This window comes from Streptomyces sp. NPDC107559 (assembly GCF_055657365.1).
Genome location: NZ_JBVKBD010000002.1, coordinates 1065446 through 1089073, shown reverse-complemented (window position 1 = coordinate 1089073; position 23628 = coordinate 1065446). Strand labels below are relative to the sequence as shown.

The following is a 23628-nucleotide window of genomic DNA, read 5'->3' as shown; positions in this document are numbered from 1 at the left end:
CACAGTCGACCCCGACACGAGAAGCCCCACACCTTGACTCCCCCCTCAGCTCCGCGACCGACCCGGCACGCGCCTGCGCCGTCGGCCACGATCCCCTGCTTGATCGCCCGTTTGTCAGTGCCGAGCCGTAGGGTGGTCGAGCTATGACGAAGCCCTCCCTCCCCGAACTCCTGCACGCTGCCGTCACCGCTGTCGGCGGCACCGAGCGCCCCGGCCAGGTGACCATGGCCGAAGCCGTCGAGGCGGCGATCGACGGCGGTTCCCATCTGCTGGTCCAGGCAGGCACCGGCACCGGAAAGTCGCTCGGCTATCTCGTGCCCGCGCTCGCGCACGGGGAGCGTGTGGTCGTGGCGACCGCCACCCTGGCCCTCCAGCGCCAGCTCGTGGAGCGGGACCTGCCCCGCACGGTCGACGCGTTGCACCCGCTGCTGCGCCGCCGCCCGGAGTTCGCCATGCTCAAGGGCAGATCGAACTACCTGTGCCTGCACCGTCTGCACGAGGGTGTCCCGCAGGACGAGGAGGAGGGCCTCTTCGACCAGTTCGAGGCGGCCGCGCCCAGCAGCAAGCTGGGTCAGGACCTGCTGCGCCTGCGCGACTGGGCCGACGAGACGGAGTCCGGCGACCGCGACGACCTGACCCCCGGCGTCTCCGACCGGGCCTGGGGCCAGGTGTCGGTCTCGTCCCGGGAGTGCCTGGGCGCCACGAAGTGCGCGTACGGCGCGGAGTGCTTCGCGGAGAGTGCGCGGGAGCGGGCCAAGCTGGCCGAGGTCGTCGTCACCAATCACGCACTGCTCGCGATCGACGCCATCGAGGGCGCCCCCGTCCTCCCGCAGCACGAGGTGCTGATCGTCGACGAGGCGCACGAACTGGTGTCGCGGGTCACCGGGGTCGCCACCGGCGAGCTCACTCCCGGCCAGGTCAACCGCGCGGTGCGCCGCTCCGCCAAGCTCGTCAACGAGAAGGCCGCCGACCAGCTCCAGACCGCCGCCGAGGGCTTCGAACGGCTGATGGAGCTGGCGCTGCCCGGCCGACTGGAGGAGATCCCGGAGGACCTCGGCTACGCGCTGATGGCGCTGCGCGACGCCGCCCGTACGGTCATCTCCGCCATCGGCGCGACCCGCGACAAGTCCGTCCAGGACGAGGACGCGGTCCGCAAGCAGGCCCTGGCCTCGGTGGAGAGCGTGCACGACGTGGCCGAGCGGATCGTGAACGGCTCCGAGTGGGACGTCGTCTGGTACGAGCGGCACGACCGCTTCGGCGCCTCCCTGCGGGTGGCCCCCATGTCCGTGTCGGGCCTGCTGCGGGAGAAGCTCTTCGCCGACCGGTCGGTGGTGCTGACCTCCGCGACACTGAAGCTCGGCGGCGACTTCAACGGCGTGGGCGCCTCCCTGGGTCTCGCTCCGGAGGGCACGGCGGGCAAGGACGACGAGGACGTCCCCCAGTGGAAGGGGGTCGACGTGGGATCCCCCTTCGACTACCCCAGGCAGGGGATCCTCTACGTCGCCAAGCACCTGTCGCGTCCCGCGCGCGACGGTGACCGGGCGGACATGCTCGACGAGCTGACCGAACTGATCCAGGCGGCCGGCGGCCGTACGCTCGGCCTCTTCTCCTCCATGCGCGCGGCCCAGCTGGCCGCCGAGGATCTGCGCGTCCGGATGCCCGAGTTCCCGATCCTCCTCCAGGGCGAGGAGACCCTCGGCGAGCTGATCAAGAACTTCGCGGCGGATCCCCGTACGTGCCTGTTCGGCACGCTGTCGCTGTGGCAGGGCGTCGACGTGCCCGGTCCGAGCTGCCAGCTGGTCGTCATGGACAAGATCCCGTTCCCGCGTCCGGACGACCCCCTGATGAGCGCCCGGCAGAAGGCGGTGGAGGACGCGGGCGGCAACGGCTTCATGGCGGTCGCGGCCACGCACGCTGCCCTGCTCATGGCCCAGGGCGCCGGCCGTCTCGTACGGGCCTCGGGCGACCGGGGTGTGGTCGCCGTACTGGACCAGCGGCTGGCCACCGCGCGCTACGGAAGCTATCTGAAGGCGTCACTGCCCGATTTCTGGTACACCACGGACCGTAACCAGGTGCGCAGGTCGCTGGCGGCCATCGACGCGGCGGCGAGGCAGTCGGAAACGGAGTGACGGCCGTGGCCCGGCCCGCGCCACCCGCGTGCCGTGCCGGGCCCCGCCCGCGTGCCCTGCCGGGCCCCACCCGCGTGCCGTGCCGGGCCCCGCCCCCGTGCCGTGCCGGGCCCCGCCCCCGTGCCGGGCCCCACCCGCGCGCCCGTGTCGGCCGCCCCACAGCACCGTGCAGGAGCCCGTGGCAGGTCCTGCCGCAGTGGTCGGGATCGATCTCCGGACAACGCAGGGCCCCGGAACCGGCGCAGGGGTCCCGGGGCCCAGTCAGGTGGCGGGTCGGTGCGACAGACCCGCCGCTGTGCTCAGACGCGGCGCAGCACGGCGACGACCTTGCCGAGGATGGTCGCGTCGTCGCCGGGGATCGGCTCGTAGGCCGCGTTGTGCGGGAGCAGCCAGACATGGCCGTCCTCGCGCTTGAAGCGCTTGACGGTGGCCTCGCCGTCGAGCATCGCCGCGACGATGTCGCCGTTCTCGGCGACGGGCTGGCGGCGGACGGTGACCCAGTCGCCGTCGCAGATCGCGGCCTCGATCATCGAGTCGCCGACGACCTTCAGGACGAACAGTTCACCGTCACCGACCAGCTGCCTCGGGAGCGGGAAGACGTCCTCGACGGACTCCTCGGCGAGGATCGGGCCACCGGCGGCGATACGGCCCACCAGGGGGACGTACGACGCGGCCGGCTTGCCCGCGGTGTCCGTGGGCTGCACGGAGGCGGCCTGGTCGGAGCCGCGGACCTCGTACGCGCGTGGGCGGTGCGGGTCGCGCCGCAGGAAGCCCTTGCGCTCCAGTGCCATGAGCTGGTGTGCGACCGACGAGGTGCTGGACAGGCCGACCGCCTGGCCGATCTCCCGCATCGACGGCGGGTAGCCCCGCCGCTGCACCGAGTCCCTGATGACCTCGATCACCCGACGCTGTCGGTCGGTGAGCCCCGAGCTGTCCGCCCGGATCCCTGGAGGTCGGCCCGGCAGGGAGCGCTTGTGCCCCTCGGGACTCGTGGCTTCGTTCATCGCATGCACCGGCTCGAGTCGGCCCTGGGAGCGGTCCTGGTCAGTGATGGTGGCACTGTCTGCGGTGGTGGTCACGTCGGCCCCTCTCGATGGTCTCCCTGCTGGACAACGGTAGTTGCTTTCGAAAGGTTGCGCCAAACACACGTTCGAGTGAAAAATCGTGGATTCACTGCCGCGATCATGTGTCTGGGTGTATGGCTGACGCGCTGCCCGGCGGGTGAAGGGGTCGCTCGTTGTACCCTTCTTCGTCGGGGTCGACGACCTGCCGGGGTGTCGCCCCAGTCTGCCATCCGCGGTCCCGTCGACCGTGAAGCGCTCGTGTCTCCGTGCAGGAGTGCCGTGCCCCTCCGTGTGCCGCTCACGCTATCCCTGTCGGTGCCGAAACGGTACGTCCGTGTCCCCCGTTCGCCGCGCAGGGCGCCCGCGCATCCGGGTGAAGAGCCGGGTCCGCGCGTCCTGCGAGGTGGTAGGGGCGTCCGGCACGTGCCAATCCGCACCCCACACACATGTTCGGCGTGTTTGTATGAGTCAAGCCCCACATCTAGTGGTTGGATTGCTGTCCTGGCCCAGAAGTTGTGGTCCCATGGGTCTCGCGCCGCTCGGTCATCGCCTATGCTTGGGGCTGCTTCGAGGGGTCCGAGAGGACCGTCGAGGATGTTGAGTCTGCTGTGAGGAGGGTTCGGAGTTCATGCACTGCCCCTTCTGCAGGCACCCCGACAGTCGCGTCGTCGACAGCCGTACCACCGACGACGGCACGTCGATCCGCAGGCGCCGCCAGTGCCCCGACTGCTCCCGTCGTTTCACGACCGTGGAGACATGCTCGCTGATGGTGGTGAAGCGGTCCGGGGTCACCGAACCGTTCAGCCGGACCAAGGTCATCAACGGCGTGCGCAAGGCTTGCCAGGGACGGCCGGTCACCGAGGACGCGCTCGCGCAGCTCGGCCAGCGGGTCGAGGAGGCCGTGCGGGCCACCGGGAGCGCCGAGCTGACCACCCACGACGTGGGACTGGCCATCCTCGGCCCGTTGCAGGAACTCGACCTCGTCGCGTATCTGCGATTCGCCTCGGTCTACCGCGCCTTCGATTCGCTCGAGGACTTCGAGGCCGCGATCACGGAACTGAGGGAACACACCGGACACCCCGCTGCGGTCAACGAGGACCGCGAGGGCTGCGAGTGCCGTGAGGGCGGCGCGGCCGCGGGGAGCCGGGAAGACCAGCGCGGGCGCGGCGGGACCGGTCAGGTCCCCGAGCCCGCCCCCGTCGCCGACTGACCGGCGGGCCGGAACCGGGCGGAGGCACCGGAACCGGCCGACGGCGGCGATCCAAGACTTGTTGCGGGCGGCAGCACGAGGGTGCCCGCAACACCAGAGAGAACACCGTGCCACGGGAACACCGGGGCACTTCAGGGCGTTTTGCCCGTAATGGGAGGCGGCATGACAGAGACGGCGAGCGGTCCGGCACGGAGTTCCCGCGCCAAGGGCACCAAGGCGAACAAGGGGCTGCGTGTCGAGCGCATCCACACCACTCCCGGCGTGCACCCGTACGACGAGGTGGCCTGGGAGCGCCGTGACGTCGTCATGACCAACTGGCGCGACGGCTCGATCAACTTCGAGCAGCGTGGCGTCGAGTTCCCCGACTTCTGGTCGGTGAACGCGGTCAACATCGTCACCAGCAAGTACTTCCGGGGCGCCGTCGGCACCCCGCAGCGCGAGACCGGTCTCAGGCAGCTGATCGACCGCATCGTGAAGACGTACCGGAAGGCCGGCGAGGACCACAAGTACTTCGCCTCGCCCGCCGACGCCGAGATCTTCGAGCACGAGCTGGCGTACGCCCTCCTGCACCAGATCTTCAGCTTCAACAGCCCTGTCTGGTTCAACGTGGGCACCCCGCAGCCCCAGCAGGTCTCCGCCTGCTTCATCCTGGCCGTCGACGACTCCATGGAGTCGATCCTCGACTGGTACAAGGAAGAGGGCATGATCTTCAAGGGCGGCTCCGGCGCCGGCCTGAACCTCTCCCGCATCCGCTCCTCCAAGGAGCTGCTCTCCTCCGGCGGCAACGCCTCCGGCCCGGTCTCCTTCATGCGCGGTGCCGACGCCTCCGCCGGCACGATCAAGTCCGGTGGTGCCACCCGCCGCGCCGCGAAGATGGTCATCCTCGACGTCGACCACCCCGACATCGAGGACTTCATCGAGACCAAGGTGAAGGAAGAGGAGAAGATCCGCGCCCTGCGTGACGCGGGCTTCGACATGGACCTGGGCGGCGACGACATCACGTCCGTCCAGTACCAGAACGCCAACAACTCGGTCCGCGTGAACGACGAGTTCATGAAGGCCGTCGAGACCGGCGGCAAGTTCGGCCTGCGTGCCCGTATGACCGGCGAGGTCATCGAGGAGGTCGACGCCAAGTCCCTGTTCCGCAAGATGGCCGAGGCCGCCTGGGCCTGCGCCGACCCGGGCATCCAGTACGACGACACGATCAACCAGTGGCACACGTGCCCGGAGTCCGGTCGTATCAACGGCTCGAACCCGTGCAGCGAGTACATGCACCTGGACAACACGTCCTGCAACCTCGCCTCGCTGAACCTGATGAAGTTCCTCAAGGACGACGGCAAGGGCCACCAGTCCTTCGACGTCGAGCGCTTCGCCCAGGTCGTCGAGCTCGTCATCACCGCGATGGACGTCTCCATCTGCTTCGCGGACTTCCCGACCCAGAAGATCGGCGAGAACACGCGCGCGTTCCGCCAGCTCGGCATCGGCTACGCCAACCTCGGCGCCCTGCTGATGGCGACCGGCCACGCGTACGACTCCGCGGGCGGCCGCGCCCTCGCCGGCGCGATCACCTCCCTGATGACCGGTACGTCGTACCGCCGTTCGGCCGAACTGGCCGCGGTCGTCGGCCCGTACGACGGCTACGCCCGCAACGCCGACGCCCACCAGCGCGTCATGAAGCAGCACGCCGACGCCAACGGCACGGCCGTCCGCATGGACGACCTGGACACCCCGATCTGGGCCGCCGCCACGGAGGCCTGGCAGGACGTCGTCCGCCTCGGCGAGCAGAACGGTTTCCGTAACTCCCAGGCGTCCGTCATCGCCCCGACCGGCACCATCGGTCTCGCGATGTCCTGCGACACCACCGGCCTGGAGCCCGACCTCGCCCTGGTCAAGTTCAAGAAGCTGGTCGGCGGCGGCTCGATGCAGATCGTCAACGGCACCGTGCCGCAGGCCCTGCGCCGCCTGGGCTACCAGGAGGAGCAGATCGAGGCGATCGTCGCCCACATCGCCGAGCACGGCAATGTCGTCGACGCCCCCGGCCTCAAGCACGAGCACTACGAGGTCTTCGACTGCGCCATGGGCGAGCGCTCCATCTCCGCGATGGGCCACGTCCGCATGATGGCCGCGATCCAGCCGTGGATCTCGGGCGCCCTGTCCAAGACGGTCAACCTCCCCGAGACCGCCACCGTCGAGGACGTCGAGGAGGTCTACTTCGAGGGCTGGAAGATGGGCGTCAAGGCGCTCGCCATCTACCGCGACAACTGCAAGGTCGGCCAGCCCCTCTCCGCGAAGACCAAGGAGAAGGAGAAGGCCGAGGTCACGGCGAAGGCCGAGGACACCATCCGTACCGCGGTCGAGAAGGTCGTCGAGTACCGCCCGGTCCGCAAGCGCCTCCCGAAGGGACGTCCCGGCATCACCACGTCCTTCACCGTCGGCGGCGCCGAGGGCTACATGACCGCCAACTCCTACCCGGACGACGGTCTCGGCGAGGTCTTCCTGAAGATGTCCAAGCAGGGTTCCACCCTCGCGGGCATGATGGACGCCTTCTCCATCGCGGTCTCCGTCGGCCTCCAGTACGGCGTGCCGCTGGAGACGTACGTCTCGAAGTTCACCAACATGCGCTTCGAGCCGGCCGGCATGACGGACGACCCGGACGTGCGGATGGCGCAGTCGATCGTCGACTACATCTTCCGCCGCCTGGCGCTGGACTTCCTGCCCTTCGAGACCCGCTCCGCGCTCGGCATCCACTCCGCCGAGGAGCGCCAGCGCCACCTCGAGACCGGCTCCTACGAGCCGGCCGAGGAGGAGATCGACGTCGAGGCTCTGGCCCAGTCCGCTCCGCGCCAGACGGACCTGAAGGCCGTCGCCGCGCCGAAGGCCGAGGCGCCCGCGCCGGCCGCTCCCAAGCAGGTCCACACCAGCGCCGAGCTGGTGGAGATGCAGCTGGGCATCCAGGCCGACGCCCCGCTGTGCTTCTCCTGCGGTACGAAGATGCAGCGGGCCGGCTCCTGCTACATCTGCGAGGGCTGCGGCTCGACCAGCGGTTGCAGCTGACCAGCGGGCCAGGCGGCAAGTGCCCTGAAACGCCGGGGCATTTGACGCCGGGTTCCTGAGAAGAGGGGTGCCGACCATGGGTCGGCACCCCTCTTCCCGTCGGCGCCCGCAGTGCCACGGGGGTGTGGGTCAGGGCCGTTGCTCCCGGCCCATGGTCCGGGTGAAGGTCGCGGGGTCGCCGTCGAAACCCTCGACGCGTGGGCGGAAGGTCCAGCCCCCCGACGGGTCGCGGACGAACTCCGCGACCGTCGCGGCCGTCGCGCCGAGGACATTGCCGAAGTCGTCCTCGGCCAGGACCACATAGCCCTCGCGGATACGCAGTCCCGGGTTGAGTACGCCGACGAACGTCCGGTCGGCGGTGCGCTGTTGGATGACGACGCCGACCACCACGCGCGCGTACCGGGCGTCGAGCCGGTCGAGCTCCAGGGTCATGACCTCGTCCCAGCCGAACCCCTTGCCGTCCTTGCTGTCCCGGTTGAGGTAGATCGTGCCGTCGGGGGAGCGGCTGTCGAAGTACACCGCGTAGGCAGGGGTGCCGTGCGGATCGCTCGCGAGATACGTCGCGGCGACGATGTCCAGGTCGGTGGGGGGCTCCCCCGGCGGACTCGGATCCCACTTCAGCGCGACTTCGACCTTGCGGATGCCTTTGCTGAGGCCGCTCACCGGACTCCCCTTCCCCGTGCGCCCTGCTGTCCTCGGGCCGAACTGCCCTTTCCGCAGGGCTTTTTGTCCATCCTGCCACGCGCGCGTGGCGATCGGGCGGTTGCTCTCGGCCGCACCGTGACGGGCGCCACGCTCCGGGCCGTACGATGGCGCGGTGCTGGTCAAGTGGATTCGCTGCACCGTGGTGGACCGCCGCGGCTTCGAGCGGGGGCAGCGAAAGTGGGCGGGGCTTCTCGGCGAGCCGGGGTTTCGGGGGCAGGGCGGGGGCTGGAGCAGGGCACGGCCCTCGGTGGCGCATGTCTTCGCGTTCTGGGAGAGCCGTGCGTTCTACGACTCCTTCATGGCCCGTTCCCACGACCGGCTGGCGGCGTCCCAGGCCGGCACGTTCAAGGACAGCCAGGTCAAGCTGTTCGACCACCGCTTCGACGTGAAGACCGGTTTCGAGCCGCGCTTCACGGACGCGGACCTGATCCGGGTGGCCCTCTGCCGCGTCCACGAGGAGCGCGCCGAACACTTCACCCTCATGCAGGAGAAGGTCTGGAACCCCGCGATGGCGGGTTCGCCCGGCATGATCCGCGGGCTGTTCGGCGAGGCGCCGGGGCCCGAGTTCCTGGTCCTGTCCATGTGGCGCTCGGAGGCCGAGCACGGCAAGTACCGCACCGAGCGGGTGGAGCGGCTCGCACTGCGGGCCCAGTTGGAGGCGGACGTCGCCGCGCTGACCGGGGACATCGTGGAGATGGAGCCGGGCTGGACGGTGTGACGAGCGCCGGCCCGGCGATCGGGTGCGCTTCCGTGCCGTCGTAGGGACCTCGGCACAGCGACTGAATCGAATGTCCGTACGACGTGCGGCGTGCTGATCACGTGCTTCCGTGCGGCGTGCGGCGTGCTGATCGGGTGCTTTCGTGCGGCCTCGGCGTGCTGATCGGGTGCTTTCGTGCGGCCTCGACCCGGCTGGCCTGGCCGGGGTCCGGTTCGGTCGACGTGGTGCTGATGTGGCCCCTGGTGTGAGTTCTGTGTGACCTACGCCGTATACGGGCCGCAGAAGTCTTCGCCGGGCCGCCACTCGATCTAGGGTTTTGGCATGGCACGACCACGGCGCATCGTCCTTGTCCGGCACGGCGAGTCGACGGGCAATGTTGATGACACCGTCTACGAGCGGGAACCCGACCATGCCCTCGCCCTGACCGAGCGGGGCTGGCGGCAGGCCGAGGAGACGGGCAAACGCCTGCGCGAGGTGTTCGGCCGCGAGCGCGTCAGCGTGTACGTCTCCCCGTACCGCCGCACCCACGAGACCTTCCAGGCCTTCCACCTCGACCCCGAGCTCATACGCGTGCGTGAGGAGCCGCGGCTGCGCGAGCAGGACTGGGGGAACTGGCAGGACCGCGACGACGTGCGGTTGCAGAAGACCTATCGGGACGCCTACGGGCACTTCTTCTTCCGCTTCCCCCAGGGCGAGTCCGGCGCCGATGTGTACGACCGGGTCGGCGGCTTCCTGGAGAGCCTGTTTCGCAGCTTCGAGGACCCCGACCACCCGCCGAACGTGCTCCTGGTGACCCACGGACTGGCCATGCGACTGTTCTGCATGCGCTGGTTCCACTGGACGGTCGCGGAATTCGAGTCGCTGTCGAATCCGGGGAACGCGGAGGTCCGGATGCTCGTTCTGGGGGACGACGGCCGGTACACGCTGGACCGGCCGTTCGTGCGCTGGCGAGATCCGGAACCGTACGGGATCACCGGATAGAGCCGGAACCGTACGGGATCACCGGATAGAGTGGGAGAGCGATGACCCCTGATTCCTCACGCGACGGGCGCCTGGACCGCGCCCTGGCGAGCCTGCGCGGACTGGCGGTAGGGGACGCGCTGGGCTCGCAGTTCTTCGTACCCGTGAACTATCCCCTGCTCAAGCAGCGAGAGCTGCCGCCCGGCCCCTGGCAGTGGACCGACGACACCGAGATGGCATGCTCCGTGGTCGCCGTCCTGGCCGCCCACCACCGCATCGACCAGGATGCCCTGGCCCGGTCCTTCGCCGAGCACCACGACTTCGACCGCGGGTACGGCCCTGCGGTCAACCGCCTGCTGCGCCTCGTCCGGGAGGGCGGCGACTGGCGTGAGCTGGCCGCGGCGCTCTTCAACGGACAGGGCTCCTGGGGCAACGGCGCCGCGATGCGGATCGCGCCCCTGGGCGCCTACTACGCGGACGATCCCGAGCAGGCGACCCACCAGGCGGAGATCTCCGCCTATCCGACGCACCAGCACCGTGAGGCCGTCGTCGGCGCCATGGCCGTCGCCGCGGCCGCCGCGCTGGCGGGCGCCCCGGGCGGGCCGCCCAGCGCCGAGGAGCTGCTGGACGGAGTCGTCGCGCTGATCCCGAAGAGCGCCGTCGGCGCGGGGCTGCGGCGCGCCCGGAGCATGCTGGACTACGGTGACGCGGGCACGGTCGCGGCCGTGCTGGGCTGCGGACGGCGTACGACCGCCCATGACACGGTGCCCTTCGCCCTCTGGTCGGCGGCGCGAGCGCTGGGTGACTACGAACAGGCCTTCTGGACGACCGCACAGGTCGGCGGCGACGTGGACACGACCTGCGCCATCGTGGGCGGGGTGCTGGCCGCGGGCAAGGCGGGGGCACCGCCGGCCGGCTGGCTGGAGCAGACTGAGGCCCTGCCGGACTGGGCCCTGCCGACGTCTGCGTGAACCGGTGCGGGGGCCGGACCGCGTGAACCGATGCGGGGGACCGGACCGCCGACGGCCCCGTCATGGGACCGTCGGCGGTCCGGTCACCCCTGGTGCCTCGTGGGGCCGACCGGATCAGCCGGCCGTGGGGCCCGCCGTCCCCGCGAGCGCCTCCAGATCGCTCTTGCGGACCCGGATCACCAGCCAGGCCGTCACCAGGGCGAGCAGGGCCATGGCGGCGGCCGGGACGAACGCCGTGGAGATGCCCTCGGCGAGTACCTCGTGCCCCCAGGGCGCGGGCAGTTGGTGCGTCCTGGCGAACTCCGCCTTCTGTTCCGCCGAACCGTCGGCGAGGAACTTCGGCAGCTGCTTCTCCGCCTCGTTCTTGCTGGCCGTGCCGAACACGGTGGTCAGAATGGACAGGCCGAGCGAACCACCCACCTGCTGCGTCGCGTTGAGCAGCCCGGACGCGGCACCCGCCTCGTGCTGGGCGACCCCGGAGACCGCGGTCACCGTCACCGTGACGAAGTTCAGCCCCATACCGAAGCCGAAGATCAGCATCGGCCCCAGTACCCCGCCCGCGTAGGAGCTGTCGGGGCTGATGAGGGACTGCCAGGCGAGTCCGACCACCACGAGTGCGGAGCCGGTGAGCAGGAACGGCTTGGGGCCGAGCACCGGAAGGAAGCGTTGCGACAGCCCGGCCCCGATACCGATCGCGGCCGTCACGGGCAGAAAGGCGACACCCGCCATGATCGGGCTGTAGCCGAGCACGTTCTGCACGAACAGCACGATGTAGAAGAACATGCCGAACATCGCCGCTGCGAGGCTCAGCATGATCACGTACGTGCCCGAGCGGTTGCGGTCGCTGAACATCCGCAGCGGGGTGATCGGCTCCCGGGCCCGCCTCTCGATGAACACGAAGGCGATCAGCAGGACTGCCGAGACCCCGAAGGAACCGCGGGCGAGGCCGTCCCGCCAGCCTTCCTCGGCGGCTCGGATGAAGCCGTACACCAAGGACGCCATGCCTACCGTCGAGGTCAGCGCGCCTGCGATGTCGAAGCGTCCGGGGTGCCGTTCGGACTCGTTGATGTAGAGCGGGGCCAGTACGGCGATCAGCACACCGATCGGCACGTTGACGAAGAGCACCCACCGCCAGTCGAGCCACTGGGTGAGCATGCCTCCCGCGAGCAGGCCGATGGCTCCGCCGCCCGCGGACACGGCGGCGAACACACCGAAGGCCCGGTTGCGTTCCGGGCCCTCCGGGAAGGTGGTGGTGATGAGCGCCAGCGAGGTGGGCGAGGCGATCGCGCCACCCATGCCCTGCAGGGCGCGCGCCGCGAGCAACTGCCAGGGCTCCTGGGCGAGTCCGCCCAGGAGCGAGGCGAAGGTGAACAGCAGGATGCCGGTCATGAACACTCGGCGGCGGCCCAGGATGTCACCCGCCCGCGCGCCGAGCAGCAGCAGCCCGCCGAAGGTGAGGGTGTAGGCGCTGACCACCCAGGTGAGATCGGTCGTGCTGAATTCGAGCGCGTCTTGAATGTGCGGGAGAGCGATGTTCACAATCGTCGCGTCGAGTACCACCATGAGTTGGCAGGCCGCGATGACCGTGAGCGCTATGCCGGGATGCCCCTCCCGGCGGGCAGCTCCTGGCTTCTGGTTCTTGGTCAACTGAGAGGTTGTCACGATGGGTCCCCCACAAGAGCGTTAGTGAACGCTCGCGTTCACTGTCGCGTCAACGGTAGTGAGTCCCCGATAGTGAACGCAAGCGTTCACTTAATGCTTTGCCGTCCGGCGTGTCCCCCAACGGCGCCGCACGGCACCCCACTTGTCCCCGGAAACGCCCGCTTCCCCTGCACGTTGGAGACGCTCAGATGGTTACTTCGCGCTGGACGGCCGCCCCCGCTCAGGCGGCCTCGCTCCGGCGGCGTGGCGCCGTACTCGAACACGCGATCCTGGACGCCGCGCTGGAGCAACTCGGCACGGTCGGCTGGAACAGCCTCACGATGGAAGGAGTCGCCGCCGGTGCCCAGACGGGCAAGGCCGCGGTCTACCGGCGATGGCCGTCGAAGGAGGATCTGGTCGCGGACGCGCTCCAGGCCGGACTCCCGCGACTGGACGCGGCCCCCGACCTGGGAGGCGTGCGCTCGGACCTGATCGCGCTGTGCCTGCAGGCACGTGCGGCGATGTTCTCGCGCCCCGGCCTCGCCCTGCGCTCGGTGATTCACGAATGCGACCAGGCGCAGGCGGAACGCTTCCATCAGGTGATCGTCGGAGGGGTCGTGGAGCCGACCATAAGGATGCTGCGTGAGATCATCGAGCGTGGTATCGGGCGGAATGAGGTCCGATCCGACGCGGTCAGCAGCTACGTCCTCGACGCCATCCCGGCCATGATGATGTATCGATCGAAGATGTGCGTCAGCGAATGGAGCGACCTGGAGATCGAGGAGATGATCGACCAGCTGATGATGCCGCTGCTGCGTCCCGCCGGTGCCTGAGGGCGTTGCGACGAGATGCCGAGGGCGCTCGGGCAATCCGGGGTGTCGCACGGGGATCCGGGCGGCGTAGGCTAAGGGCGCCATGCCGTACGAACCACCTACCCACACCGTCGAGCGCTCCCTCCGCGCCACGACCGGAGCGAAGGTCATTGCCGGTGTCGACGAAGTGGGGCGCGGTGCGTGGGCCGGTCCCGTCACCGTCTGCGCGGCGGTCACCGGACTGCGCCGGCCCCCGCAGGGGCTCACCGACTCGAAGCTGCTCACCGTCAAGCGGCGCACCGAACTCGCCCTGGAACTCCGGACGTGGGTGACGTCGTACGCCTTGGGTCACTCCTCTCCGGAGGAGATCGACGACCTGGGGATGACGGCGGCGCTGCGGCTCGCGGCGGTGCGCGCGCTCGAAGCCCTGCCGGTCCGGCCCGACGCGGTGATCCTCGACGGGAAGCACGACTACCTGGGCGCGCCCTGGCAGGTGCGCACGGTCATCAAGGGCGACCGGTCCTGCGTGGCCGTCGCGGCGGCCTCGGTGATCGCCAAGGTGCAGCGCGACAAAATGATGGCCGAACTTGGCATCGACCATGCAGACTTCGGCTTTGCGGACAATGCGGGCTATCCGTCGCCCGTCCACAAGGCCGCGCTGGAGGAGCGGGGCCCCACCCCGTACCACCGGTTGTCGTGGGCGTATCTTGATGCGCTGCCCCAGTGGCGGCATCTCAAGAAGGCCCGCAGCTGGGCGGACGGACGCGTTCCGGAGATCGAGGGTCAGCTCGGCTTCGACTTCTGACGATTCCGCTCGCGTCGATGTGTCACCCGCTGACGCGAGCCGCACCAATGTTTGATAAATAACAGCTCATGCCTCTCATTCCCGAGGAGCCTCAGATTCACGAGAGTGCCCAGGGTCCCCGCGCCACTCCGGCCAGCGGCCGCACTGCGCCGACCCCCCGTCCCGTACCCGGACCACGTCCCGCGGCGCCGTCGCGCCCCGGTCGTCCCGGACCTCTTCGGCCCGCGCCGCCGGTGCAACGCACTCCGCGCGACGTGGCCAAGCCCGAACCTTCGGGCCCCGCTGTTCCCGTCCCCGCCGCCCCGGCGACTCCGCAGCTCCAGCTGATCCCGGCTTCGGCCGAGGGTGCGCTCGACGCCGCGGAGGAAGCCGTGGATCTGCTCCTGGACTCGGGTCGAGTCCCCGGTGACGTACTTGTGCTCACCACCGGCGATCCGCACCCCTGGGCCGCTCACGAGCTGTCCTTCGGCGAAGCCTCCTACTGGGCGCAGCACGACGCGCGAGACGACGTCTTCTACACCGACGTCACCATCGCGGGCCGTGCGGGATCCCGTCCCGTGGTCGTCGTGGCCGTCAACGGCGGCACGGCCGACGCTGCCGCCTCCGCGCTGTCGCTCGCTCGGGCCAAGGCCGGTGTGCTGCTGATCGTCTGCGGTGACTCGCAGCAGATCAACACGCTGCCGGGCGCAGGCGCCTGAATCCAGCACGTCGGTTCCGGCAGACGCCGGAGCGACGGGGTGCCGCCGTGGCGGCATCGGCACGGTGGGCGTTTCGGCATGCCCGGGCGGCCGTGGGCGTGCGCTCCGGGCGCGCCCACGCCCGCTCCGGGAATGCCGCACGGAGGCCGCGCCGTGGGGCGGGCTTTGCCGCCCGCCCCGCTGTGGCCGGAAGCGAGTCCTGCGAGCTCTCGGCACCTGGCAGTCCCGGCGATGTCAGGACGGTACGGACACCCCATGGCGAAGCCAGGTCACGCTTCCGTACGGAAGCCATGCTCCGTACGGAAGCGCACCACCTCGCAGGAGGCCGTGCGCGGCTCGGCGGCGCCTCGAGGGCGCGGCGACGCACGACCCGCTGCCGCTGTGGCGCCACGACGTGCGGTGCACGCCCGCTGTCCGCGACCGTGTCCTGTCTTGTACGGAGCACGCTCTCGGGGCGCGGCCGAGCCCGCCGTCCGTGCCCACGCCGGTGGCCCGTGCTCACCCGGACCGCACGGGCCGGACTCCGCCCGTGCCGCCGGGCGGCCGGACCTCAGCGGGCGGCCGCCCGCAGCAGGACCTCCGAAGCGGCGCCACCGGTCCGGGGGATACGTGGCGGCATCTCGGACAACGCGAAGGGTTCCGGCGCCGAGTCGGCGTGCGGACGACGGCCACCACGGCCCTCGCCGAAGACCTGCCAGCCGTCGTCGGTCAGCGTGATGTACGCCCCGCACCGCAGCCCGTGCAGTGTGCAGGCGTCGCGCAGCCCCCACATCCAGGCGCCGTCCTCCTCCGTCCAGCGGGCGTCGCCCTCACGGCAGTAGAGCAGCACCGCGGTGCGTACCGGGGTGCGGCGCCGCAGGTCGTGCGGAATGACCCGGCGTAGTTGGGCGAGCAGCGCGTTACGGAACATCCAGCCGTCGGCCGGAGCCGACCGGCGGACGAAGGAGGCACTCGCCTGGACGCGTTCCTCCTGGTCGAGAACCGCCACGACCGCCATCGCCGGCCGAGGGCTGTGCCGGGAATGGAGGCCGCTGACGACCTCTCGTGGGTTGCGCAGCAGCGGAATCCCTGCGGCGGCCCATTCCGCGGGTTCGAGCATGCGGCTGACGGAAGCGGCGGACGTGGATGTCGACAACGATGCTGCCGAGGACGGAGCGAATCCGAAGGTCACGGTCCTCCCTTCGGCTACGCGCCCACTGCGGGCGGGTCGGATTCGGGGGAGCGCGCACCGCAGCAAAGCCCTACCTGGTCACGGACGAGCCGTGCGGGGAGCGGAGCTCAATTCTTGCTGTCGAACTTGGATGCGGCAACGAGCAAATGGGGCCACCGACCTGTATGTAGCCGTGTGTGACTTATATCCCTACCCCGTGTTTCACCCGGTGATACGCGGGGCGGCTTCGCACGGTCCGTTCTGCGCTGGTGAGGGAACGGAGCGTGGCGAATTCGAGTGCCCGCGCCCCATGTCCCGCGCCCCGTGTCCCGCGCCCGGTCAGCCCTGCACGGCGAGCACCAGCGGCAGCACCTCCTGAGCGCCCGCCCGGCGCAGCATCCGGGCCGCCACCGCCAGCGTCCAGCCGGTCTCGGTGAAGTCGTCCACGAGCAGGACCGGCCCGCGGGCCTCGGCGAGCGCGGCAGCGAGCGCGGGCGGCACGGTCAGCGCCCCGTCGAGCGCCTTGAGGCGCTGAGCACTGTTGCTGCGGAAGACCGCAGCGGCGTCCCCCGCGTACTCCATGCTTCCGAGCAGCGGCAGACGGCCGACCTCCGCGATACGGACGCCCAGGGACTGCACCAGCCGCGGCCGGGTGCGGGAGGCGACCGTGACCACACCCACCGGGCGCTGCCGGGCGTCCGCAGCGCCAGAGGCCCAGCCGTCGGGACCCTTCGCCCAGTCGGCCAGCACACCCACCACGGCCTTCGCGACATCGTCCGGAACCGGCCCGTCGGGGGACGTGGGCGCGAGCATCGGCCGCAGCCGGTTTCCCCAGCCGATGTCCGACAATCGCCCCAGCGCGCGCCCCGAAGAGGCCTGTTCGGCGGCGGGAATCCGCCCCTTGAGCTCCACACCGATCGCCGGCAGTCCCGTGGGCCACATACGGCGCGGCTCCACCTCGACGCCGGCCCGGCCCAGATCGCCGCGCGCGGCCTCCACCGAGACGGAGGACGTGTCGGCGACGAAGCGCGCGCCCGCGCAGTTGTCGCACCGGCCGCAGGGCTTGGCGCCCTCGTCGTCGAGCTGCCGCTGGAGGAACTCCATCCGGCAGTCCGTCGCCCGCGCGTACTCGCGCATCGCCTGCTGTTCGGCCTTCCGCTGCCGCGCCACCCAGGCGTACCGCTCCGTGTCGTAGGTCCACGGCTGCCCGGTGGCGACCCAGCCGCCCTTGACCCGCCGGACCGCCCCGTCCACGTCGAGCACCTTGAGCATCGTCTCCAGCCGGGAGCGGCGCAGTTCCACCAACGGCTCCAGAGCGGGCAGCGACATCGGCCGGCCCGCGTGGGCGAGCACGTCGATGGTCCGGCGCACCAGATCCTCCGGCGGGAAGGCGAGCGAGGCGAAGTACTCCCAGATCGCCTCGTCCTCCTTTCCGGGAAGAAGGAGCACCTCGGCATGTTCGACACCGCGACCGGCACGGCCGACCTGCTGGTAGTAGGCGATGGGGGAGGAGGGCGACCCCAGGTGCACCACGAAACCCAGGTCGGGCTTGTCGAATCCCATCCCGAGGGCGGAGGTGGCGACCAGCGCCTTGACCTTGTTGCCGAGCAGATCGTCCTCGGCCTGCTGCCGGTCGGCGTTCTCCGTCTTTCCCGTGTACGAGGCGACGGTGTGCCCGCGTTGCCGCAGGAAGGCGGAGACCTCCTCGGCGGCAGCCACGGTGAGCGTGTAGATGATTCCCGACCCCGGCAGCTCGTCCAGGTGGTCGGCGAGCCACGCCATCCGGTGGGCGGCGTCCGGCAGCGCCAGCACCCCCAGACTCAGGCTGTCCCGGTCCAGCGGGCCGCGCAGCACCAGGGCGTCCGACGTGCCCCCGGTGCCGAGTTGTTCGGCGACATCGGCGGTCACACGCGCGTTGGCGGTGGCGGTGGTCGCGAGCACCGGCACGCCTGCCGGGAGATCGGTGAGCATGGTCCGCAGACGCCGGTAGTCGGGGCGGAAGTCGTGGCCCCAGTCGGAGATGCAGTGCGCCTCGTCCACGACGAGGAGTCCGGTGGCGGCGGCCAGCTTCGGCAGCACCTGGTCGCGGAAGTCCGGGTTGTTCAGCCGCTCCGGGCTGACCAGCAGTACGTCCACCGTGCCGGCGGCGATCTCCCCCTGGACCGTCTCCCATTCCTCCGTGTTGGCGGAGTTGATGGTCCGGGCGTGGATGCCGGCCCGGGCCGCGGCGTCGACCTGGTTGCGCATCAGCGCCAGCAACGGGGAGACGATCACCGTGGGACCGCTGCCCTGGGCCCGCAGCAGTGAAGTCGCCACGAAGTAGACCGCGGACTTGCCCCACCCCGTGCGCTGTACCACCAGCGCCCGGCGCTTCTCGGCGACCAGTGCCTCGATCGCCCGCCACTGGTCCTCGCGCAGCCGGGCCGCGCCGGTGGGGTCCCCGACGAGGCGGGCGAGGACCGTGTCGGCGGCCGCCCGCAGATCCGCGTTGCTCGTGTGCTCCATGCGGTCCATACAACACGACCGCACTGACAGGCGGCGGTTGCGCCGGGATCCGCCCGGGTTCCGTCGGGGTTCCGTCGGGATGATGTGTCCCTGATCGGAGTTGTCCACAGGGTCAAGCGGAACTTCACAATCCGCGAGATTGTCGGCGCATGACGAATCACGGCGAAACGACTGGATCGTTCGAAAACGGCGACATGGCACAGCACGCGGACATGGAGCACCACGCCTTCGCAGGGGCTGCCGACACGCACCACGTCACCCTGCGTACCCCGGCCGAACTGGCCGACGCCCTGCCCTATCTGCTCGGGTACCGGCCGGAGGACAGCATCGTCCTGGTCGCCCTGCACGACCAGGGTGGCCGGGGCCGGTTCGGCGGCAGGGCCAGGCTCGGTATTCCGGCCGGCCCCGACGACTGGGCCTCGGCAGCCCGACAGCTGGCGCATGGACTGGTGACCGGCAGCGAGCGCAGGGGCCGCCGGCCCGCGCAGATGGTCGCCTACCTCTGCCAGGAACCGGGCAAGGGGGAATCGGGCCGACACGTCATGGAGCGGCTGCGACCCCTGGCCCAGCACATCCGTCTCGAGTGCGGTCTCCTCGAAGCGCCGGTCGTCGAAGCGCTGTGCGTCTCGGACGGCCGTCTGTGGTCGTACTGCTGCACCGGCGAAGCCTGCTGTCCGGCCGAAGGCATCGCGATGGGCCTGCCCGGCACCTCCGTGCTGGCCGCCGCAGCCACCTACGCCGGACTCCAGGTGCGCGGCACCCTGCGCGAACTCCGGGCCAGGCTGCTGCCCTGGGAGACGGCGGCGGCGCTCGACCAGGAGGCGGCCCTGGACGGCGCCGGCCGGAAGCTGGTCCCCAGGATCCTTGACGACACGAGCCGTGCCCTGGTGGCGGACGAGACCATGGCGCTGGCCCGGCAGGTCATGCGGCGCTACGCCGAGGCGCCTGCCGTCTCCGGCACGCTCAAGGCCGACGGCCGAGACGACGAACTGCTGGAGCACACCGAAGCCGCGGTGCTCATCCTCGGACTTCAGGACCGAACCACCCGGGACTGGGCCGCCGCATGGATGGAGGGCGACGAGGCGGGCCCCGCACTCCGGCTCTGGCGCGCACTCGCCCGTCGCTGTGTGGGGTCCTACGGCGAACACGCCGCCGCGCCGCTCACTCTGGCCGGGTGGGTCGCATGGTCGACCGGCGACGAACTGGAGGCCAGGGAAGCGCTGGCCATGGCTCTGGGCGCCGACCCGGAGTATCTCTTCGCGCGTCTGCTGCACCAGGCCTGCAACGAGGGCCTCGATCCGGAGTCGGTCCGCCGCTGCCTGCGCACCGAGCGCCAGGAACGCGAGCGCTGCGGGCGTCCCGTGTCCGAGCAGGCCGAGCAGGCAGTGGAAGCGGGGTGTACGGAGATCGACGTCCTGGCCTCGGACGGGACGACCGAGCCGGCCGCCGATGACGCGGCCGCACCGCCGCCGGGTTCTGCCGCGAGTCCCGCGGCCGCCTCCGGCCCAGCAGAGGCGTCCCGGCCTCGACGTCGCGCCCGCCGGGCCGGTACGGCGGAGGACCGCGCCGGTACCACCGCACCGGGCCACACGCGACCGTCCTGTGCGGGTACGGGGAAGGCCGCCGGGCGGCGCCGGGGTGCGAGCGGCGCGGGAGGCGTGCGCCTCGGCCGCGGTGACGCCGAGGGACAGGGGGGAGGGGGAGAGGCACTGTGACACCGCCATTCGGTGGGGCTGTCCCGGTGGGGCCGTGACCCGAGGGTTCCCCGCTCCGTTCACCTGAGTGGCGGAACGCGTGGACGGGGCGCGCCGCCACACCCCACGTACCGCCCGCCCCGGCACTCCGCCCGGCGCCGCCCACGCCAGGGGCGCACAGAGCGCAGAAGAAGCCACCGTATGCACAGAGACCAGCCCACTCCGCCCTCCGCCGATACCCCCTCCGCCGATACCCCCTTTGCCGCTGACCCTCCCGCACCACCCTCTCCGCCCGGCGCGGAGCCGCAGGCCGCGGACGATTCCGGTGCGGGCCGCGACCAGCCGTTCGCGCCGGGGAGCCCTGACCGGACCCGCCAGCCCACGGGCCAGGACCGCACCGCCCGACCCACGGGAGACGGATCACCCGCTTCACCTCCGTCCCCTGCGCCCGCAGGCCGAACGCAGCCGCCCCGGCCGACGAACCGTGCGTGGGCGCCGTCCCCGCGCGGCGGCCCGGCGCGCCGTCCCTCCGCCACCCCGTCAGGAGGGGCTCCGCAGCAGACCCCGCTTCCCACACCGCGTCGCGCCACCGATCTGCCCCCCACCCACACCGCGTTGATCTGCGTGGCCCTTCCCGGGCTCGCGATCTCCACGGATCAGGCGCAGCTCACCGGGCGGGGACTGGAGGGGTACTACCGAGCGGGCCGACGTCTGCTGTCCCGTTGTCAGGTCCGCGTGGCCGGGCGCGAACCGCTGGCGGTCCAGGCCCGGATGACCACGGCGGACCAGGTCCGCTTCCTGGGGACCCTGCGCTCCTCGCCCGGCGCCGGCCCCGATCCGGACATCGTCGTCGAGCGGATCCGCCACGCGGACGGCACGGAGCGGATCACGCTGCACAGCACCTCGCCACGCCCCCTGCGTTTCCCGGTCGAGGTGGCTCTGGGCACCGACCTGGCCGACCTGGGCGCCATCGCGTCCGGGACCGCGGGGCCCGAGCTGCCCGCCAGCGTCCACGACGGCGGCCTGCGCTGGACCTGCGCCCTCGGCACGTCGGCGGTCACCGCCGATCCGCCGCCGGCCGACGCGCTGGCCTCGGCGGGCCTGCTGCGCTGGGACGTCGAACTGCCTCCCGGAGGCAGGACGGCTCTGGAACTGCGTGTGCGATCGGACGGCGCCGGGCCCGTTCGCGCGGTGGGCCGCGCGGCGACGACTCCGCTCGCCGCCGCGCGGGCGACCGGTGAGCATCCGGGCGTTCAGGCCCTGATGCGGGTGAGCGTCGAGGACCTCCAGGCACTGCTGCTGCGCGACCCGGCGCACCCTGCCGACACCTACCTCGCGGCCGGAGTGCCCTGGCGCTGCGGACTGGCGCCGGCCGAGGCGCTCACCGCGGCCCGGATGACCCTGCCGCTCGGCACCCGGCTGGCCGCGAGCACGCTGCGCGTCCTGGCCCGCACCCAGCTCCCGGGCTCGGGCGCGATCCCGGGTCCGCTGCGGGACGCGGGCCCGCGACTGCCGCCGACCTGTACATCCACCGAGGCCACCGTGCTGTTCCCGGTGCTCCTCGCGGAGGCGCGCCGCTGGGGGTTGCCCGAGCGCGAGACCGAGGAACTGTTGCCGGCGGCCGAACGCTGTCTGACCTGGCTGCGGACCACGGTGGGCGACGACGGGACCTATCTGTACGACCCGCAGACCGACGGCCCCGCCCGCTGCGAGACGCAGGCCCACGCCCACCGTGCCGCACTGCTCGGCGCCGATCTGCTCGACGCCTGCGGACGGCCCGGCGGTGACGGACTGCGGCAGTGGGCGAGAGCACTGCGGAGCGCGTTCCGGGAGGACTTCTGGGTCGAACACCCCGGCGGCGGTCGGCCCGCGGCCGCGCGTGCCTCGGACGGACGCCTCCTCACGCACTTCGGCGCCTTCGCCGTCCACCTGCTCGACACCGGCCTGCTCGGTGGAGGCGAACTGGCACCGGGTCTGCTGGACAAGGTACGGACGGAGCAGCTCGCCCGACTGCTCGGCGGCCCGGCGATGGACTCCGGCTGGGGGCTGCGCGGGCTCGGCGCCGACGAAGCGGGCTACAACCCCCTCGGTCACCGCGGCGGTGCCGTGCGGGTCCAGGAGACAGCCGTGGCCGTCGCGGGTCTGGCCGCCGCGGGGTACGAGAAGGAGGCGACCTCACTGCTGCGCGGAGTCCTGGCGGCAGCCGAGACCTTCGGCCACCGACTGCCGGAGATGTACGCGGGCGAGCAGCGCGCCGACGGGAGCGCTCCCGTACCGCACCCCGCGGCCTGCCGCCCGGCGGCCGTCGCGGCAGCCTCCGGGGTCCTGATGCTGACCACTCTCGCCGGGATCCGCCCCGACGTTCCGGCCGGTACCGTCACGCTGCGCCCCGTGCGCAGCGCGCCCCTGGGCGAGATCGGCCTGACCGGTCTGCGCGTCGCGGGCGCCCCCTTCTCGGTGCGGGTCGGCAGACTCGGCCTCGCCATGGTCGAGGAGGCGGCCGACGGACTCCAACTCGGAGCGTGACCGCAGCACAGCGCACAGAGCACCACACCGTCGCTCGGAGGCCCGGGCCGGGAGGCTGCCGTGAGGTGCTCTTCGAACGGAGCGGACCAGCCGTCGACGGGACCGGCGAAGGGAGTGTTTATCGTCAGGAAGACGACTATGATCACGGCATGCCCTACGACCCGTCAGCCTTTCCGCCCTTTGCCGTCACCGTGGACCTGGTCGTGCTGACCGTGCGCCGTCATGCCCTGTGCGCGCTGGCGGTACGCAGGGGGGAATCGCCGTTCCAGGGGCGTTGGGCGCTTCCCGGCGGCTTCGTACGGGCCGACGAGGATCTTTCACAGGCCGCGGCGCGCGAGCTCGCCGAGGAGACGGGGCTGCGGGCCCACGACCCGGACGTCCCCGCCCAGGGCAACGGTGCCCACCTCGAACAGCTCGCCACCTACGGCGACCCCAAGCGGGACCCGCGGATGCGTGTGGTCAGCGTCGCCCACCTCGCGCTCGCCCCGGATCTGCCGGCACCCCGCGCCGGCGGCGACGCCAGCAACGCGCGCTGGGCGCCCGTGGAGGAACTGCTGCAGCAGGGCGGTTACGGCCGTGACGGCGAACCTGTCGCGCCGCTCGCCTTCGATCACGCCCAGATCCTCTCCGACGGCGTGGAGCGCGCCCGCTCCAAGATCGAGTACTCGTCGCTGGCCACGGCGTTCTGCCCCACCGAGTTCACCGTCGGCGAGCTGCGGCGGGTCTATGAGGCGGTGTGGGGCGTGGCGCTCGACCCGCGCAACTTCCACCGCAAGGTGACGGGCACGCCCGGCTTCCTGGTCCCCACCGGCGGCACCACCACCCGGCAGGGCGGCCGCCCCGCCCAGCTGTTCCGTGCCGGCGGCGCCACGCTGCTCAACCCTCCGATGCTCCGCCCCGAGGTCTGAACCCGGCCACCGGAAGCCGTCATTGCGGCGGGCCGTCCCGCGATGACGGGCAGGGCACCGGGCCAACCGGTCGTCTGC

Annotated in this window: 17 protein-coding genes; 12 read left to right on the top strand and 5 right to left on the bottom strand. The window is 71.3% G+C overall.

Annotated elements, in window-relative coordinates; translation table 11 throughout:
• Positions 1 to 143: 143 nt before the first annotated feature.
• Positions 144 to 2129 (top strand): ATP-dependent DNA helicase, encoded by a 1986-nt coding sequence (locus ACZ7OY_RS11180; RefSeq protein WP_471911125.1) that lies wholly within the window; start codon positions 144 to 146, stop codon positions 2127 to 2129.
• Positions 2130 to 2428: 299 nt separating this feature from the next.
• On the opposite strand, the gene lexA is transcribed toward ACZ7OY_RS11180, so the two are convergent.
• Positions 2429 to 3208, bottom strand: a complete 780-nt coding sequence (gene lexA / locus ACZ7OY_RS11175; protein WP_351621887.1) for a transcriptional repressor LexA — start codon at positions 3206 to 3208, stop codon at positions 2429 to 2431.
• A gap of 613 nt (positions 3209 to 3821) precedes the next feature.
• On the opposite strand from lexA, the gene nrdR reads away from it, so the two are divergent.
• Both nrdR and ACZ7OY_RS11165 read left to right on the top strand, forming a co-directional pair.
• Positions 3822 to 4403 carry a transcriptional regulator NrdR gene (gene nrdR, locus ACZ7OY_RS11170; protein ID WP_471911124.1) on the top strand — a complete coding sequence of 194 codons (582 nt, stop codon included), beginning with the start codon at positions 3822 to 3824 and terminating at the stop codon, positions 4401 to 4403.
• Between the two features lie 162 nt (positions 4404 to 4565).
• Positions 4566 to 7457, top strand: a complete 2892-nt coding sequence (locus tag ACZ7OY_RS11165; protein WP_471911123.1) for a vitamin B12-dependent ribonucleotide reductase — start codon at positions 4566 to 4568, stop codon at positions 7455 to 7457.
• Between the two features lie 129 nt (positions 7458 to 7586).
• Here the strand turns inward: ACZ7OY_RS11165 and ACZ7OY_RS11160 are convergent, their stop codons facing one another.
• Positions 7587 to 8120 carry a TerD family protein gene (locus ACZ7OY_RS11160; protein ID WP_471911122.1) on the bottom strand — a complete coding sequence of 178 codons (534 nt, stop codon included), beginning with the start codon at positions 8118 to 8120 and terminating at the stop codon, positions 7587 to 7589.
• 154 nt (positions 8121 to 8274) lie between these two features.
• Here ACZ7OY_RS11160 and ACZ7OY_RS11155 point away from each other — a divergent pair, with 154 nt between their 5' ends.
• The 3 genes from ACZ7OY_RS11155 to ACZ7OY_RS11145 all read left to right on the top strand — a co-directional run bounded on the left by ACZ7OY_RS11155 (position 8275) and on the right by ACZ7OY_RS11145 (position 10811).
• On the top strand, positions 8275 to 8880 hold the full coding sequence (locus tag ACZ7OY_RS11155) for a YdbC family protein (RefSeq protein WP_469388716.1): 606 nt from the start codon (positions 8275 to 8277) through the stop codon (positions 8878 to 8880).
• Positions 8881 to 9201: 321 nt separating this feature from the next.
• Positions 9202 to 9861: a histidine phosphatase family protein gene (locus ACZ7OY_RS11150; protein WP_471911121.1), complete on the top strand. Its 660-nt coding sequence runs from the start codon at positions 9202 to 9204 to the stop codon at positions 9859 to 9861.
• 41 nt (positions 9862 to 9902) lie between these two features.
• A complete protein-coding gene (locus tag ACZ7OY_RS11145) occupies positions 9903 to 10811 on the top strand; it encodes an ADP-ribosylglycohydrolase family protein (protein WP_471911120.1) in 909 nt (302 codons plus the stop codon).
• A gap of 114 nt (positions 10812 to 10925) precedes the next feature.
• Here the strand turns inward: ACZ7OY_RS11145 and ACZ7OY_RS11140 are convergent, their stop codons facing one another.
• Positions 10926 to 12473 (bottom strand): MFS transporter, encoded by a 1548-nt coding sequence (locus ACZ7OY_RS11140; RefSeq protein ID WP_471911119.1) that lies wholly within the window; start codon positions 12471 to 12473, stop codon positions 10926 to 10928.
• A 188-nt stretch (positions 12474 to 12661) separates the two neighbouring features.
• Here ACZ7OY_RS11140 and ACZ7OY_RS11135 point away from each other — a divergent pair, with 188 nt between their 5' ends.
• The 3 genes from ACZ7OY_RS11135 (at position 12662) to ACZ7OY_RS11125 (ending at position 14767) form a co-directional block, all read left to right on the top strand.
• Positions 12662 to 13285 carry a TetR/AcrR family transcriptional regulator gene (locus tag ACZ7OY_RS11135; RefSeq protein ID WP_471911118.1) on the top strand — a complete coding sequence of 208 codons (624 nt, stop codon included), beginning with the start codon at positions 12662 to 12664 and terminating at the stop codon, positions 13283 to 13285.
• An 82-nt stretch (positions 13286 to 13367) separates the two neighbouring features.
• Positions 13368 to 14069, top strand: a complete 702-nt coding sequence (locus tag ACZ7OY_RS11130) for a ribonuclease HII (protein WP_384727669.1) — start codon at positions 13368 to 13370, stop codon at positions 14067 to 14069.
• 68 nt (positions 14070 to 14137) lie between these two features.
• The gene (locus tag ACZ7OY_RS11125) at positions 14138 to 14767 is read left to right on the top strand and encodes a hypothetical protein (protein ID WP_471911117.1); all 630 of its coding nucleotides are present in this window, start codon (positions 14138 to 14140) and stop codon (positions 14765 to 14767) included.
• Between the two features lie 550 nt (positions 14768 to 15317).
• Here ACZ7OY_RS11125 and ACZ7OY_RS11120 read toward each other — a convergent pair.
• Complete coding sequence (locus tag ACZ7OY_RS11120; protein ID WP_351614289.1) at positions 15318 to 15938, bottom strand: hypothetical protein; 621 nt, start codon at positions 15936 to 15938, stop codon at positions 15318 to 15320.
• Positions 15939 to 16256: 318 nt separating this feature from the next.
• Positions 16257 to 18422, bottom strand: a complete 2166-nt coding sequence (locus ACZ7OY_RS11115; protein ID WP_471911116.1) for a RecQ family ATP-dependent DNA helicase — start codon at positions 18420 to 18422, stop codon at positions 16257 to 16259.
• A 149-nt stretch (positions 18423 to 18571) separates the two neighbouring features.
• Here ACZ7OY_RS11115 and ACZ7OY_RS11110 point away from each other — a divergent pair, with 149 nt between their 5' ends.
• The 3 genes from ACZ7OY_RS11110 to ACZ7OY_RS11100 all read left to right on the top strand — a co-directional run bounded on the left by ACZ7OY_RS11110 (position 18572) and on the right by ACZ7OY_RS11100 (position 23550).
• The gene (locus tag ACZ7OY_RS11110) at positions 18572 to 20137 is read left to right on the top strand and encodes a DUF4192 domain-containing protein (protein WP_471911115.1); all 1566 of its coding nucleotides are present in this window, start codon (positions 18572 to 18574) and stop codon (positions 20135 to 20137) included.
• 597 nt (positions 20138 to 20734) lie between these two features.
• On the top strand, positions 20735 to 22642 hold the full coding sequence (locus tag ACZ7OY_RS11105) for a glycogen debranching N-terminal domain-containing protein (protein WP_471911215.1): 1908 nt from the start codon (positions 20735 to 20737) through the stop codon (positions 22640 to 22642).
• Positions 22643 to 22791: 149 nt separating this feature from the next.
• Positions 22792 to 23550, top strand: a complete 759-nt coding sequence (locus tag ACZ7OY_RS11100) for an NUDIX hydrolase (protein WP_471911114.1) — start codon at positions 22792 to 22794, stop codon at positions 23548 to 23550.
• Positions 23551 to 23628: the final 78 nt, after the last annotated feature.

Excerpts from the sequence above, each read along its gene's own strand:
- ACZ7OY_RS11180 (WP_471911125.1), top strand. The coding sequence starts at position 144 with ATGACGAAGCCCTCCCTCCCCGAACTCCTGCACGCTGCCGTCACCGCT.
- nrdR (WP_471911124.1), top strand. The coding sequence starts at position 3,822 with ATGCACTGCCCCTTCTGCAGGCACCCCGACAGTCGCGTCGTCGACAGC.
- ACZ7OY_RS11165 (WP_471911123.1), top strand. The coding sequence starts at position 4,566 with ATGACAGAGACGGCGAGCGGTCCGGCACGGAGTTCCCGCGCCAAGGGC.
- ACZ7OY_RS11150 (WP_471911121.1), top strand. The coding sequence starts at position 9,202 with ATGGCACGACCACGGCGCATCGTCCTTGTCCGGCACGGCGAGTCGACG.
- ACZ7OY_RS11145 (WP_471911120.1), top strand. The coding sequence starts at position 9,903 with ATGACCCCTGATTCCTCACGCGACGGGCGCCTGGACCGCGCCCTGGCG.
- ACZ7OY_RS11135 (WP_471911118.1), top strand. The coding sequence starts at position 12,662 with ATGGTTACTTCGCGCTGGACGGCCGCCCCCGCTCAGGCGGCCTCGCTC.
- ACZ7OY_RS11130 (WP_384727669.1), top strand. The coding sequence starts at position 13,368 with ATGCCGTACGAACCACCTACCCACACCGTCGAGCGCTCCCTCCGCGCC.
- ACZ7OY_RS11125 (WP_471911117.1), top strand. The coding sequence starts at position 14,138 with ATGCCTCTCATTCCCGAGGAGCCTCAGATTCACGAGAGTGCCCAGGGT.
- ACZ7OY_RS11115 (WP_471911116.1), bottom strand. The coding sequence starts at position 18,422 with ATGGAGCACACGAGCAACGCGGATCTGCGGGCGGCCGCCGACACGGTC.
- ACZ7OY_RS11110 (WP_471911115.1), top strand. The coding sequence starts at position 18,572 with ATGACGAATCACGGCGAAACGACTGGATCGTTCGAAAACGGCGACATG.
- ACZ7OY_RS11100 (WP_471911114.1), top strand. The coding sequence starts at position 22,792 with ATGCCCTACGACCCGTCAGCCTTTCCGCCCTTTGCCGTCACCGTGGAC.